Raw genomic sequence first — 13850 nt, 5'->3', positions numbered from 1 at the left:
ATCCCATGGTTACGCATTCGGCACAGGGTATGGCGCGACAGGCTGCGCATGCCGATAATGAACCTTGCTGTCCACCATGCTTCGCCCATGACTCCCGTACCCTCCGGTGCCGTGCCATTGACTGTCCCCCAGCGTGTCTGCTGGTTTGTGGGTGTTGTCGGTGTGCTGCTCGGGGCGGTAGGTATCCGGGCGGCGCAAGACCCTGCGTGGGTCAATTTTTTTGACAACCTGCATTGGACCAGTGCTACCGTGGCGACTGCCGGACTGGCCTGGCTGGCTTGGCAGCGGGCGGCCGCCGGACCCCACCGGGACCTGCATTTCTGGATGGCCTGTGGCGCCACGGCGTATGCCTGTGGCCAGATCGCGTGGGATGTCCAGGTCTGGATAGGCTATGTGGCTTTCCCTGCGCCAGCAGATGCCCTGTATCTGGCACTGGGACCTTGCTTTGTCATCGCCTGTGTGCGTGCGTTGCGACGCCCCGGTACCAGGGGGCTACGGGTTGCAGTTCCGCTGCTGGATGCGGCCTTGTTCACGGCAGCGCTGACGGCGTTGGTGCTGGTGGTGTACCTTCCCAAGCGCGGCGACACCGAACCGGCTGCCTTGCTGACCCTCATTGCCTACCCCGCCGTGTTGTTCGCAGCAGTGGCCACGCTGGTGACGACGGCTTTGACCAACCGGTGGCGGGTGTCTGGCGCATTGCTGAGCTTGTTTGCAGGATTGCTGGCGACAGCGCTGATCTGGATGCGTTGGAACTTCCTCGCACTGGATGGCCTCGCGGCGGCGGGAACCTGGTTCAACGTGAGTTTTTCCGTGGCCATCCTGGCGATGGCGTATGGACTGACCCACTGGGACCAATCGGTCAACCGATCCGTGCGCTGGGAGCGATTCTGTGAAGGTGTTCTGCGCCAATTGCCGATGGTATTCGTGGTCATGGCGGCGGTCGCGGTCTTGATGGCACGCCACTGGAGCGGGTTGCCCGAAGTCATCGAACGCATTGCCGACATCAGTGCCGGGCTGGTGGTGATGTTGGCGATGGCAAGGCAAAGTACGCTGCTGCGCGAGCATGATGAATTGCTGGCCACGCAGTCCGCTCTGCAATCGAGCCAGGCCGCCTTGTCCTTGGAGCAGGCGCAACTGAAATCGGTACTGAACACCATTCCGGATCTCGTATGGCTCAAGAATTCCGAGGGTGTTTACCTGGCCTGCAATCGCAGCTTTGAGGACTTCTTTGGTGCCGATGCGGCCGACATTGTGGGCAAGACGGATTACGACTTCGTGCCCCGCGAGTTGGCCGACTTCTTTCGGGACAACGATAGGCTGGCCTTGCAGGAAGAGCATGGCCGACGCAACGAGGAGTCATTGACGTTTGCACGCGGCGGCTACCAGGGAATCTTTGAAACCATCAAGACCCCGATGCGCGATGCGCAGGGCCGGCTTATCGGCGTCTTGGGCATTGCCCGTGATGTGAGCGAACGCAAGCGTTTCGAGAAGCACCTGGCCATCCAGGCTGATCTGCTGGCCCACCTGACCGAGGGCATTCATCTCGCCACGGCCGATACCCTGACCATCGTGTACGCCAATCGGCAGCTCGAGCAGATGTTCGGTTACGCGCAGAACGAGTTGTTGGGCCAGCACGTGAGTGTGCTCAATGCCCCCGATGTGCCCGATACGCCAGCCAGCCAGCAGCGCGTCCAGGAAGCGCTGGCCCATGCCGGACGATGGGAAGGCGATGTCCGCAATGTGCGCAAGGATGGAACGGTGTTCTGGTCGCACGCCGTGGTTTCCGGCTTCTTGCACCCGGAGCATGGCCAGGTCTGGATTTCGGTCCACGAAGATGCCACGGCCCGCAAGCTGGCGGAAGAGGAGGTTGCCAGCCTGGCCTTCTACGATCCGCTGACGGGACTGCCCAACCGGCGCCTGATGCTGGACCGGGCACAGCAGGCCCTGGCCGCAAATGCACGCAGTGGAAAGAGTGGCGCTTTGCTGCTGATTGATCTGGACAACTTCAAGGTGTTGAATGACACCCTGGGTCATGACGTGGGGGACCAGTTGCTCAAGGAAGTTGGACAGCGTCTCACGCGGCACATGCGCGATGGCGATACTGTTGCCCGTCTCGGTGGTGACGAATTCGTGGTCATTCTCAGCGGCTTGGAGTCGGGCGATGACGGGGTAATGCAGGCCCAGGTGGTTGCACGCAAGATCCAGCATGCGCTCAACGCAAGCTACGAACTCACATCCCGGACCGAAGAGGGGGTAGTGACGCAACACCAGCACCAGTGCTCCCCCAGCATCGGCATCTGCATCTTTGCCGGGCCGCGCTTCGGTGTGGATGAGCTGCTCAAGCGGGCCGATACGGCCATGTACCAGGCCAAGCGTGCGGGGCGCAACAGCATCTGCTTCTACGAGCCGACCATGCAGCAAGCCATCAAGCTGCGCGCACAGACCGAAGAGGAGATTCGCCGGGCCATCCAGCGCCAGGAGTTTGTCATCTACTGCCAGCCGCAGATCGATTCCGCGGGAGCGCTGTTCGGTGCTGAAGTGTTGGTGCGCTGGTTGCACCCGGAACGCGGCTTGGTAGCGCCGGTGGAATTCATCCCCGTGGCCGAGGAGACCGGGCAGATCGTCGCCATCGGCAACCTGGTGTTGCGGGGCGCCTGTGAGCAGTTGGCCCGGTGGGCATCTGACACCGCGCTGAGCGGACTGGCGCTGTCGGTCAACGTCAGCGCGTTGCAGATGGCTGCATCGGACTTTGAGCAGGGCGTGGTGTCGCTGATTCGCGAGACCGGTGTCAATCCCGAGCGGCTCAAGCTCGAGTTGACCGAAGGTTTGCTGCTGAACAACGCCGAAGCGGCCATTGCAAAGATGGCTGCTTTGCGTGGACACGGCGTGCACTTCTCGCTGGACGACTTCGGCACCGGGTATTCGTCCCTTTCCTACCTCAAGAGCCTCCCGCTGGAACAACTCAAGATCGATCGCTCGTTCGTGCGGGACTTGCTGATCGACCCCAATGATGAGGTTATCGCCAAGACCGTGATTGCGTTAGGTCACAGTCTGGGCCTGCAAGTGATTGCAGAAGGGGTCGAGACAACGGAGCAGCGCGACGTGCTGCGAGCGGCGGGATGCGATGCCTACCAGGGCTATCTGTTCGGAAAGCCCATGTCGGTGACTGATTTCGAGGCCTTTGCCCGTTCTTGGGCGGCCTCTGCAGCGCTGTAACTTCCGCCCGCAGGGGCACTGTCCCCCGTGCTTGTCACAATGGCGCCTGGAGTACCCATGGCAGCTACCACGATCTACCACAACCCCAAGTGCGGCACCTCGCGCAACACGCTCGCGATGATCCGCAACAGCGGCGAAGAGCCGCAGGTCATTCTCTACCTGCAAACCCCACCCGACCGTGCCACGCTGGAGCGGCTGATTGCCGCCAACGGCGAGGGCGTGCGCGCCATCATGCGCGAGAAGGAAGCCCTGTTTACCGCGCTGGGGTTGGGGGCGGAGGGCTGCACCGACGTCCAGCGCATCGAGGCCATGTTGGCCCACCCCATCCTCATCAACCGCCCCATCGTTGTCACGCCACTTGGCACGAAACTGTGCCGCCCCAGTGAGCGCGTGCTCGACATCCTGCCACGGCCCCAGCAAGGTGCCTTCACCAAGGAAGACGGTGAGGCCGTGGTCGACGCGCAGGGTCAGCGGTTGCGCTGACAGGACCTGTCTAAGCAAGCAAGGAATGACCATGAACCACTTCCCGCTGGCCTTGCTGGAGGACCCCAGCCGCTACCTGTTTTTCACCGGCAAGGGCGGCGTGGGCAAGACCTCGGTATCCACGGCCGTGGCCGTCCATCTGGCTGACCAGGGCAAGCGGGTCCTGCTGGTGAGTACCGATGCCGCCTCCAACCTGGACCAGATGCTGGATGTGCCCCTGCGCAACGCAGCGACGCCCGTGCCTGGCGTACCGGGTTTGTCCGTGCTGAACATCGACCCCCAGGCTGCTGCCGAGGCCTACCGTGCGCGTGTCATTGCCCAGATGGCGTCCACCGCCGAGGCCGGTGCCGTGGCCACGGTGCGGGAGCAGCTCTCGGGCGCCTGCACCACCGAGATTGCTGCCTTTGATGAATTTGCTGCGCTCTTGTCCGACCCCGACCCGCAGTGGGACCACGTGGTGTTCGACACCGCGCCCACAGGCCACACGCTGCGCCTGCTGAGCCTGCCCAAGGCCTGGAGCGGCTTCCTGGCCGGCAACGACCGCGGCGCCTCGTGCCTGGGGCCGCACTCGGGCCTCAAGATGCAGGAAGCACGTTTTCAGGCCGCCTGGAACGCTTTGAGCGACGCCACCCAGACCACCATCGTGCTGGTGGTGCGCCCCGACACCGGGGCCATTGCCGAAGCGGCGCGCACCAGTACCGAGCTGCTGGAACTGGGGCTGCAGCACCAGCGCCTGGTGGTCAACGGGGTGTTCCAGGCCAGCGCCCCGGACGATACCGTGGCACAGGCCCTGCAGGCCCTGGGCGAACAGGCCCTGGCGGCCATGCCCGCACCGCTGCGGGTGCTGCCGCTGGACCAGATTTCCCTGAAGGCGTTCGATACCGTGGGGCTGGCCGCCTTGCGGGCCTTGCTGGGCGGCACCGACAGCCTGCCGTTGCAGGGCGCATCTGTTCCAGCCTGGGATACTTTGGACAAGGACCAGAGCCTGCGCGCCTTGACCGAGGCGCTGGCCCGGACCGGACACGGGCTGATCATGGTGATGGGCAAGGGAGGTGTCGGCAAGACCACGGTGGCGGCAGCACTTGCCTTGGGACTGGTGCAGCGCGGCCACAGCGTGCACCTCTCCACCACCGACCCGGCCGCCCACCTGGACCAAACCTTGGCAGGGGCGGTGGCCGGCTTGCGGGTGGACCGCATTGACCCGGCAGTGGAAACGCAGCGCTACATCGACAAGGTCATGGCCACCAAGGGCAAGGGGCTGGACGCCCAGGAACAGGCCCTCATGCTGGAGGACTTGCGCTCGCCGTGCACCGAAGAAGTGGCAGTGTTCCATGCGTTCTCGCGCGTGGTGGCCGAAGCCCGCAGCGCTTTTGTGGTGCTGGATACGGCGCCCACCGGGCATTCGCTGCTGCTCATGGATGCCACCGGCGCCTACCACCGCCAGATGGTGCGTGAGCTGTCCGGCCACGGAAGTCCCAGCATGGTGACACCGCTGATGCGCCTGCAAGACCCCGACTACACGAAAGTGGTACTGGTGACTCTGCCCGAGACCACCCCCGTGACCCAGGCCGAAGAGTTGCAGACCGACCTGCGCCGTGCCCGCATCGAGCCCTTTGCCTGGGTCATCAATAAGAGCCTGCTGGCTGCGGGTACGCACGATCCGGTGCTGCAAGCCCGGCTCCACAGCGAGTACGCCCAGGTGCAGCGGGTACAAGGCGGGCTGGCGCAGCGATGCTTTGTGGTGCCATGGCAGGCGCAGCCCCCGGTGGGCGTTGCTGCCCTACAGGGCATGGTGTGAAACTACCGTCCAAAGGGATTCCTGCGGATAATGCAGCCATGACAGTGAAACACTTTGCTCTTTTCGCCTGGGCCGCAGCGCTTGGTTTTCCATCTTTGGCGCAGCCGGCATGTGATGCCCGAGCTGATGCGGAAGTGGATGCCGTCACGCGCGAATTCGCTGCACGCTCACCGGGCAAAGGCACTGGACCGGCGCATCAGGTCTGGGCGAAGGAAATGCACGAGGCGCTTCAGGCTGTCGCGCAACGCCATGAGGCCTGCCGCAAAGCCAACACCCCGTCACCCACTGCGGCGCAGACCCAGCGCCGCGATGGCTGCCTGGATGCCAACCGGCGCCAGTTCGAGGCCATGGACAAACGCTACCAGGGGCGAACCTTGAGCTTCCAGGAACAGACCCAATGGCGCACCGAACAGCAGAAGCTGCTCGACGAGCGCAACGCCTGCACGCAGCAGAAGTAAGGGGTTCGGATTTACATGCCAAACAGGCCTCTGGCCCGCATGTATATTACGTAATTTGCTACTGAAATGGTAGCAATTTCCGACTTCCAGGGCGCCTTGGCTTAGGCGGCTTGGCGTGGCGGCTGGCTGGGGAACGCATGGCGCAGGATGCGCCACAGCACCTGGCTGAACTGCCCCACCATGGATCCGGTGTTGTAATGCACGCCATAGCGTGCACAGATGTCGCGCACGGCCACGGCCATGTCGCCGTAGCGGTTGGCCGGCACGTCGGGGAACAGGTGGTGCTCGATCTGGTGGCTCAGGTTGCCGGTCAGGATGTGCAGCAGCTTGCCGCCCGAGAGGTTGCTCGACCCCAAGATCTGGCGCAGGTACCAGTGGGCGCGGCTTTCATTGCGCAGCACGCTTTTCGGGAAGGTCTGGGCATCGGTCGTGAAGTGGCCGCAGAAGATCACGGTGTAGGTCCACAGGCTGCGCAGCACATTGGCCACCGCGTTGCCGCTGAGCACGGCCAGCCAGGCCGGGCCGGCCAGCAAGGGGAATACCAGGTAATCCTTGATGATCTGGCGGCGCATCTTGCGGCCGACCGGGGCGAACTGTTCGGCCAGTTGCTTGCCCGTCATGCGGCCCTTGAACCAGCGGCCCAGGCGCACGTCCTGCATGGCCACACCCCACTCGAACAGCAAGGCGAAGATCACGGCGTACAGGGGTTGCAGCAGGTAACCGGCGTTCCAGCGCTGCTGCGGGAACAGGCGCAGCACGCCGTAGCCGATGTCCTCGTCCATGCCGTGCACGTTGGTGTAGGTGTGGTGGCGGTAGTTGTGCGTCTTGCGCCAGTTGGCACTGGTGCCCGCGATGTCCCACTCGAAGGTCTTGCCGTTGAGGTGCCTGTCTCCCATCCAGTCGAACTGGCCATGGATCACGTTGTGGCCCAGTTCCATGTTGTCCAGGATCTTGGAAAGCGCCAGTAGCAGCACACCCACCATCCAGGCCGGCAGCAGCCAGCCGGCAGGCAGGAAGAAGCTGGCCATGAGCGTGATGCGGCCAGCGGCTTCGAAATAGCGTACGGCGGCGAATACACGGCGGATGTAGCGGGCGTCACGCTGGCCCAGGTCGGCCACGGTGCGCGCGCGCAGGGCATCGATTTCGGCGCCAAAGGCGGCCAGTTGCTCGGGACTCAGCTGGGGATTCACGGAAAGGCGCATGGTGCTTCGTGTCTTACAGATCAAGGGTCAGGGGGGTGCGGGCGCGGCTCACGCACAGGCGCACGTCCATGCCGGTTTCGGTTTCCAGCGCACCAGTCTGCAGGCTTTGGGTGATGCCCTCGGTGCGGGTACAGGTGCAGGTGTGGCACACGCCCATGCGGCAGCCATGGGCCGGGTTCAGACCGGCCGATTCCAGGGCTTCCAGCAGCGACATGCCAGTGGGCACAGTCACCGTGCGCTGGCTCTGGGTCAGTGTGACTTCCACGGTGGCGGGTCCGGCGGTGTCTGGTGCCAGGGCGGGTGCAGTGAAACCTTCGCCCATGAAGGACCGTGCCTTGTCGCACAGTGCGCGGGCGGTCTGCACGAAGCCGCCGGGGCCGCAGGCCAGTACTCGGCGCTGGTGCAGGTCGGGCACATGCTGCTGCAGCAGTTCTGAACTCAGCAGGCCATGCTCTTCACAGGGGATGCCTTCGCGCTCGTGGGTGGTGAACAGCTGCAACTGCAGCTGGGGCCACTGCTGGGCCAGCTTCTGCAGTTCCTCGGCAAAGCACATCTGGGCGCGTGTGCGCGCCCAGTACAGCAGGCTCAGGGCCGAACTGGCGCCGGCCTGCGCCCAGGCGCGCGTCAGCGCCATCAGGGGCGTGATGCCGCTGCCGGCGGCCAAAAAGCACAGGTCGTTGGCGGCGGGATTGGGCAGGGTCATGCTGCCGAACGCCTGGCTCAACTCCAGCACATCGCCCACGCGGGCCTGCGTGCATAAGTGGCTGCTGAGCTTGCCGCATTCCAGGTGCTTCACCGTGATGTGCAACTGTCCGTCGGCCGCAGGGGGGCGGGTGAAACTGTAGCTGCGGGTGGTGCGTCGGCCCTGCAGTTCGGCGGACACGTTGAGGTGCTGGCCGGGCTGGAAGCCCCGGAAATGGCGATTGGGCTGCAGAACCAGCGACACCGCATCCTCGGCCTCGCGGCGGAGTTCGACGACGCGGGCGAGCACACGGTCCCAGCTCCACAGCGGGTTGATCTTCTGTACCCAGAAATCGAAAGTGGCGGGATCGACCAGTGGGGCCAGTACACGGTGCAGGGCAGGGGAAGTGGCAGCGGTCACGGGCGCTCCAGAATGAAAACGGCGCAAGTATACATTCATCGGCACACATATATGCACAGGTGTGCAGTAATTCATTTGGGTATCATCTCTACCCATGGCCCTTGCACCGGAAACGACGGAATCCACCACCCCCAGCAACGCTTCCCCCTCGGTGGGGCGCAAGCCGGTGATCTCGCGCGAGGATGTAATCGCCGCCGCACTCAAACTCGTGGGGCCGCACCGCAGTGTCTCCTCCTTGAGCCTGCGCGAGGTGGCGCGTGAAGCGGGCATTGCGCCCAACAGCTTTTACCGCCAGTTCCGTGACATGGATGAGCTGGCCGTTGCACTGATCGATCTCGCCGGTTCGTCCCTACGCCAGATCATCGGTGCCGCGCGTCAGGCGGCGCGCATGCGCCGCAGCGTGGTGCGCAGTTCGGTGCAGGCATTCATGGCGCAGCTCGGCAGCGACGACAAGCTGCTGCACATCCTGCTGCGCGAAGGCATGGTGGGCTCAGACGCCTTCAAGCAGGCGGTGGACCGCCAGCTGAACTATTTCGAAGACGAGTTGCGGCTGGACCTGATCCGACTGGCACGCGTGAGTGGTAACACCCTGTACGAGCCGGCCCTGGCAGCCAAGGCCATTACCCGGCTGGTGTTCGCCATGGGTGCCACCGCCATCGACCTGCCACCGGACAAATGGCCGGGGGTGGGCGAGCAACTGGTGGTGATGGTGCGCATGATCCTGACCGGGTCGCAGCACCTCAGCGAGCACGCGCCACGGGCCCTGGCCGACGCAGCGGACGCCGACTGAAGCGTCACCCACCGCGTGGTCGTCGCCAGCGCATCGGCGACCAGTGTTGGTGGGTCAAAAAAGGTTCACAGAACTGTCACAGGGTGTTCCTAGGATGCGGGTTTTATTCCTATCCACCGTGAATCCCATGACTGAATACGCCCCCCGCACCACCCGACGCAACATCCTGCGCATTGCCGCCAGCGCCCCCTTGCTGCCTCTGGGGAGTCTGGCCGCAACCAGCCTGCTCGGTGCCTGCGCCACGGCACCCGGAACAGGCGCGGGCGTGCCTGGAAGCAGTCGATTTGTCTCCATGGCAGCACCCAGCCTGGCAAATGCCGCCGCCATGGCCACCACCCACGTCGAATCGGCCCTGGAAGTGGTGCTGCCCGACGGCACGACCCGCAGCTACCGCCTGGCCTACGAGCCCTTCTTCATCACCGGTGACATGGTCAGCGACGGCAAGGGCGGCAAGGTACTGGCCGGCGGTTACGTGGACATCTTCAACCGCCCCATCATCGACCGTTCGGTGCCGGGCAAGGAGCGCCAGTTCTTTTCCGACTGTCCCGACGGCACCTCGCTGCTGCAGTTGCCCAATGCCAAGGTTCCTGGTGTCAAGGGCAAGCCCGTCTTTGCCGTGGTGCAGTTCGAATACACCAATGCCGACCAGGCCGGTGCTGACACCTATGGCACGCTGCCCTCGTGCATCGCCGTGCTGACGCTGGACCAGGATGTGAGCACCGGCAAGCTCACGCTGGTGAAGTACCACAACGTCGATACCTCGCAGGCCCAGGGCCTGTGGATCACCTGCGGCTCCAGCCTGTCGCCCTGGGGCACCCACCTTTCGAGCGAAGAGTACGAACCGGATGCCCCCTTTGCCGCCGAGAACAAGGTGTTCCGCAGCTTCAGCCGCAACCTGTTCGGTGACGAGACCGTGGCCAACCCCTACCACTACGGACACCTTCCGGAAGTGACCGTGAACCCCGATGGCACCGGATCCATCGTCAAGCACTATTGCCTGGGCCGCATTTCGCACGAGCTGATCCAGGTCATGCCCGACAACCGCACCGCACTGATGGGCGACGACGCTACCAACGGCGGCCTGTTCCTCTTCGTGGCCGACAAGGAGAAGACCCTGTCGTCCGGAACCTTGTATGTGGCCCAGCTGCAGGACCCCCTGACGCTGGACACGAGCGCCGCCGGTGCCCGCCTGCGCTGGATCAGATTAGGTCATGCCAGCAGCGACGAGATCGAGAAGCTGGCCAACAAGCTCAAGCCGTCCGACATCATGGACGTGCGCAAGACCGATCCGCAGGACGCTTCGTTCACCCGCATCTTCCACGGCGGTGCGGTCAACTGGGTCAAGCTCAAGCCGGGCATGGAAAAGGCCGCGGCCTTCCTGGAAACCCACCGCTACGCCTACCTCATGGGCGGCAGCATGGGCTTTTCCAAGATGGAGGGTACGACGGTGAATGCCCGCGACAAGGTGGCCTACTCTGCCCTGCAGAACATCCAGGACTCGATGGTCAAGGGCAAGAAGGGCTGGAATGCCGAAAGCAACATCGCCCTGGACAAGGCCTTGATCGCGGGTGGCGTGTTCGCACATGACCTCGGTGGTGCGGTGAAGGACCACACGGGTGCCGACATCCGAAGCGAATGGGTGCCACTGCGAACCCGCGCCTTGCTGCTGGGCGAGGACATCGCGCCCGACGCCCTGGGCAACCTCGCGAACCCCGACAAGGTGGCCAACCCGGACAACCTGAAGTTCTCGGAAAAGCTGCGCACACTGTTCATCGGCGAGGACAGCAGCACCCACGTCAACAACTTCGTCTGGGCCTACAACGTGGACACCAAGCAGCTCAGCCGCCTGGCCTCCATGCCGGTGGGCGCAGAAGCGACTGGACTGGGCGTGGTGGACGACCTCAATGGCTGGACCTACATCACGACGAATTTCCAGCACCCCGGGGACTGGCTGCCAAACCTGCATGGCAAGGTGCAGGCTACGCTGGACCCGCTGGTACGGGCCAACTACAAGAACCGTTTCGGTGCCGCCGTTGGGTACCTGACCGGCGTGCCGGTGGGCAGCAAATAGGCCGAGTGCGCCCATCCATGAAAAAACCGGGCGACGCCCGGTTTTTGTTTGCCTGCTGCTGGCGGCAGGATCACCACTTGCCGATGGTCTGGGCCGGGTGCATTTGGCCGGGCTTTTCTTCCATGTAGCCCTTGCCGTCCTTGACGCCCTTCTTGCCTAGGATCTGCCACGCAGTGCGCTGGTCGATCAGCTTGGCCAGGTACTCAATTTCTTCGTCGGTGTGGTTGATGGCCTTGGCGGGTGTGAGCATGCGTCCGTCCTTGGGGGCCACTTCGCCCCAGAAAGCCTGGTGGTAGCTCGATTCGCTCGTGACCTGGTCACGCCCCGCGCTCATGTCCACAACGCCATAGCAGTTGCAGAAGTAACTGCGGCCGCCCTGGTCGCCGAAAATCTCGGTGTAGACCCCGGTGCCGCGGATGCCTGCGGTCAGTGTCGGCGTGACGATCTGGCGCAGCGATCCTTTGCCCCAGGCGCTACCGACCGCGCCACTGAGCAGGCGCAGGATGCTGACCGCACTGAGTGTGGGGCCCCGCTCCAGGGTGAGACTGGAGTTTTGGCGCACATGGAACGCGGCGTTGCCCAGTACAAAGGTCAGGGTCGATTGGGGACCGGTCTGCAGCGTGTCGCCGGTCTGGATGGTCTGGTTGCTCGACAGGCGCTGACCGTTGATCAGTGCATCGCCGCGCAGCTCCACGATGTTGGAACGGGCCTGGGCCAATGCTGCGCCGAAGCCGCCCATGGCCGTGAAAGCAGCAGCCCCTTGCAGGAACGTGCGGCGCTGAAACCACAGGACCTCGTCGTCGTGGCGTCCCTGCAAACTATGTTGCGTCATGGAGTTCTCCTTCAGGTGGTACCAGGCAATCGCGGTAACTGTAATGGATGGAGGTAAAGAACAGTGCCGCCATGGCCAATGTCATGGGCATGAGCAGCCATTGCAGGGCCTCCGGCCCGCCCACCATCACGGCCACGGCCGAGGCCAGCATGCTGATGGCCATGTAGAACAGCGACCAGCTCAGGCCGTACACCGTGAACGCGCCGATATTGCGCTTGCAGGCCACAAAGCTAAAGAACAGCGCCTTGACCGGGCCAATGTCTTCGTCGGCGACCAGCATGGGGGCATGCCAGAACGCCATCGATACCGGCAGGTACAGCACCAGGGTGAGCAGCGCGGCATTGAGCAGGGCGGGGTTGCGCAGGGTTTCCTCGTCCAGGGTGCCGCCCAGCACATAGAAACGGGCCAGGGAGCCGCCGTCGACAAACACCGACACCAGCATCAGCAGCGCAATCGACAGCAAGTACAGGCCACCGAGGGCTGCCATGCGTTGGCGCGTCACCCGCGAGCGGGCCCAATACACCAGTTCGTGCGGCAGGGGAAACTTGCCTTCCTCGACCCGGCGCGCGGCACGCACAAAACCGGCCGTGAAGCCTGGTACCAGCGCCAGCCCCAGGGCGGTGCCCAGGGTGGGCAGCACATGCAGTCCCATGAGCAGCAGGGCAAACATCATGAACAGGCCGATCAGGCCCAGCGGCTGGCGCATAAAGGTGCGCAGGCCCTGGCGTACCCAGGTCGAACCGCGGTTGGCGCTTACCAGTTGCAGTTTCATGCTTCGAGCTCCGCCATGGTCAGGGGGTGTTGGATGCGCTCGCGCAGCACCCGTTCGAAATGGGTCGGATCGTGGGGCTTGAGCAGCGCGGCGTCGCGCGGCAGGTAGAAGTCCCACAGGCGCGAGAGCCAGAAACGCAGCGCACCGGCACGCAGCAGGGCCGGCAGCAGGCTGCGCTCGGCGGCTGTCAGCGGGCGCACCTGCTGGTAGGCGGCCACGAAGGCACGGGCTCGTTCCGGGTCATGGCGGCCGGTGGGCAGGTCGATGCACCAGTCGTTCAGGCACACGGCCAAGTCGAACAGCCAGCTGTCCAAGCCAGCAAAGTAGAAGTCGAAGAAGCCGGTCAGTTCCGGCGCCTTGCCGTCGCTGAGGTCATGCGCAAACATCACGTTGTCGCGGAACAGGTCGGCATGGATGGGGCCGCGCGGCAGGGCCACATAGGCGGATTGCTCGGCCACATGGTTCTGGTAGGCCAGTTCGGCGCGCAGCAGCTCGGCCTGGGCTGGTTCGAGGTAGGGCATCACGACGGGCACGGTTTCGTTCCACCACGGCAGGGCACGCAGGTTGGGCTGCTGCATCTCGAAGCTGCGTCCGGCCAGGTGCATGCGGGCGAGCATGGCGCCCACGGTGGCGCAGTGGGCAGCGGTGGGGGACAGTTCACTGCCACCGCGCAGGCGGTTCACCACGGCGGCAGGTTTGCCCTGCAGGCGGTGCAGCACGTCGCCATCGGCGTTGGCCGCTGGGTCGGGCACGGGAATGCCATTGGCGGCCAGGTGCTTCATGAGGCGCAGGTAGAACGGCAACTGCTCGAAGCTCAGGCGTTCGAACAGCGTCAGCACGTAGGCCCCGGCGTCGGTGGTGACGAAGTAGTTGGTGTTCTCGATGCCACCAGAGCAGGGTTTCATCTCCTGCAGGGTGCCCAGCCTGAGGCTGGACAGGAATGCTTGTGCTTCGTCGAAGGAGACTTCTGTGTAGACCGCCATGGAAACCAACTTTGGGAAAAGGGCGGCTGCCCGGGTGCAGCGCGCAACCGGGCATTGTAGGGCCGGGGCACCGATTGCGCGCCGGGCCGCCCCAAGCGCAATCATGCCCCCTTGGGGGGCAGCGACCCGCGCAGCGGCGGAGC

General features: G+C 64.3%; 11 protein-coding genes. 6 read left to right on the top strand and 5 right to left on the bottom strand.

The features are described from left to right. The first annotated feature begins 87 nt into the window (after positions 1–87). Genes RQP54_RS00640 through RQP54_RS00625 form a run of 4 tightly spaced genes read left to right on the top strand, consistent with a single transcriptional unit; the run spans position 88 to position 5955 of the window. The gene (locus tag RQP54_RS00640; protein WP_315676150.1) at positions 88–3216 is read left to right on the top strand and encodes an EAL domain-containing protein; all 3129 of its coding nucleotides are present in this window, start codon (positions 88–90) and stop codon (positions 3214–3216) included. A 57-nt stretch (positions 3217–3273) separates the two neighbouring features. Beyond that, positions 3274–3699, top strand: a complete 426-nt coding sequence (gene arsC / locus RQP54_RS00635; RefSeq protein ID WP_315676149.1) for an arsenate reductase (glutaredoxin) — start codon at positions 3274–3276, stop codon at positions 3697–3699. Positions 3700–3730: 31 nt separating this feature from the next. Beyond that, positions 3731–5497, top strand: a complete 1767-nt coding sequence (gene arsA, locus RQP54_RS00630) for an arsenical pump-driving ATPase (RefSeq protein WP_315676148.1) — start codon at positions 3731–3733, stop codon at positions 5495–5497. Positions 5498–5535: 38 nt separating this feature from the next. Then, a complete protein-coding gene (locus RQP54_RS00625) occupies positions 5536–5955 on the top strand; it encodes a hypothetical protein (RefSeq protein ID WP_315676147.1) in 420 nt (139 codons plus the stop codon). Between the two features lie 101 nt (positions 5956–6056). Here the strand turns inward: RQP54_RS00625 and RQP54_RS00620 are convergent, their stop codons facing one another. Together RQP54_RS00620 and RQP54_RS00615 are read right to left on the bottom strand one after the other, a co-directional pair. After that, positions 6057–7145, bottom strand: coding sequence for an acyl-CoA desaturase (locus RQP54_RS00620; protein WP_315676146.1), 1089 nt, complete (start codon positions 7143–7145; stop codon positions 6057–6059). Between the two features lie 25 nt (positions 7146–7170). Beyond that, positions 7171–8259, bottom strand: coding sequence for a ferredoxin reductase (locus RQP54_RS00615; protein WP_315676145.1), 1089 nt, complete (start codon positions 8257–8259; stop codon positions 7171–7173). Positions 8260–8353: 94 nt separating this feature from the next. Between RQP54_RS00615 and fabR the strand changes: the two genes are divergently transcribed. Beyond that, the gene (fabR, locus tag RQP54_RS00610) at positions 8354–9049 is read left to right on the top strand and encodes an HTH-type transcriptional repressor FabR (RefSeq protein WP_315676144.1); all 696 of its coding nucleotides are present in this window, start codon (positions 8354–8356) and stop codon (positions 9047–9049) included. A 127-nt stretch (positions 9050–9176) separates the two neighbouring features. Next, complete coding sequence (locus RQP54_RS00605) at positions 9177–11120, top strand: PhoX family protein (protein WP_315676143.1); 1944 nt, start codon at positions 9177–9179, stop codon at positions 11118–11120. Between the two features lie 70 nt (positions 11121–11190). On the opposite strand, the gene RQP54_RS00600 is transcribed toward RQP54_RS00605, so the two are convergent. Genes RQP54_RS00600 through RQP54_RS00590 form a run of 3 tightly spaced genes read right to left on the bottom strand, consistent with a single transcriptional unit; the run spans position 11191 to position 13707 of the window. Beyond that, the gene (locus RQP54_RS00600) at positions 11191–11952 is read right to left on the bottom strand and encodes an iron dicitrate transport regulator FecR (protein WP_315676142.1); all 762 of its coding nucleotides are present in this window, start codon (positions 11950–11952) and stop codon (positions 11191–11193) included. After that, a complete protein-coding gene (locus RQP54_RS00595) occupies positions 11939–12724 on the bottom strand; it encodes a BPSS1780 family membrane protein (protein ID WP_315676141.1) in 786 nt (261 codons plus the stop codon). Before RQP54_RS00595 ends, RQP54_RS00600 begins: the two co-directional genes overlap by 14 nt. After that, complete coding sequence (locus RQP54_RS00590; RefSeq protein ID WP_315676140.1) at positions 12721–13707, bottom strand: homoserine kinase; 987 nt, start codon at positions 13705–13707, stop codon at positions 12721–12723. The genes RQP54_RS00595 and RQP54_RS00590 overlap by 4 nt, the downstream gene beginning before the upstream one ends. Positions 13708–13850 lie beyond the last annotated feature (143 nt).

Source organism: Curvibacter sp. APW13 (assembly GCF_032337135.1).
Lineage (GTDB): Bacteria > Pseudomonadota > Gammaproteobacteria > Burkholderiales > Burkholderiaceae_C > Allorhodoferax.
Note: the sequence above shows the minus strand (reverse complement) of the source record. Positions and strands in the feature narration are given on the sequence as shown.

Bases quoted from the DNA above. Each gene is read 5' to 3' on its own strand.
- arsA (WP_315676148.1), top strand. From the start codon at position 3,731: ATGAACCACTTCCCGCTGGCCTTGCTGGAGGACCCCAGCCGCTACCTG.
- RQP54_RS00600 (WP_315676142.1), bottom strand. From the start codon at position 11,952: ATGACGCAACATAGTTTGCAGGGACGCCACGACGACGAGGTCCTGTGG.
- RQP54_RS00595 (WP_315676141.1), bottom strand. From the start codon at position 12,724: ATGAAACTGCAACTGGTAAGCGCCAACCGCGGTTCGACCTGGGTACGC.
- RQP54_RS00605 (WP_315676143.1), top strand. From the start codon at position 9,177: ATGACTGAATACGCCCCCCGCACCACCCGACGCAACATCCTGCGCATT.
- fabR (WP_315676144.1), top strand. From the start codon at position 8,354: ATGGCCCTTGCACCGGAAACGACGGAATCCACCACCCCCAGCAACGCT.
- arsC (WP_315676149.1), top strand. From the start codon at position 3,274: ATGGCAGCTACCACGATCTACCACAACCCCAAGTGCGGCACCTCGCGC.
- RQP54_RS00590 (WP_315676140.1), bottom strand. From the start codon at position 13,707: ATGGCGGTCTACACAGAAGTCTCCTTCGACGAAGCACAAGCATTCCTG.
- RQP54_RS00625 (WP_315676147.1), top strand. From the start codon at position 5,536: ATGACAGTGAAACACTTTGCTCTTTTCGCCTGGGCCGCAGCGCTTGGT.
- RQP54_RS00640 (WP_315676150.1), top strand. From the start codon at position 88: ATGACTCCCGTACCCTCCGGTGCCGTGCCATTGACTGTCCCCCAGCGT.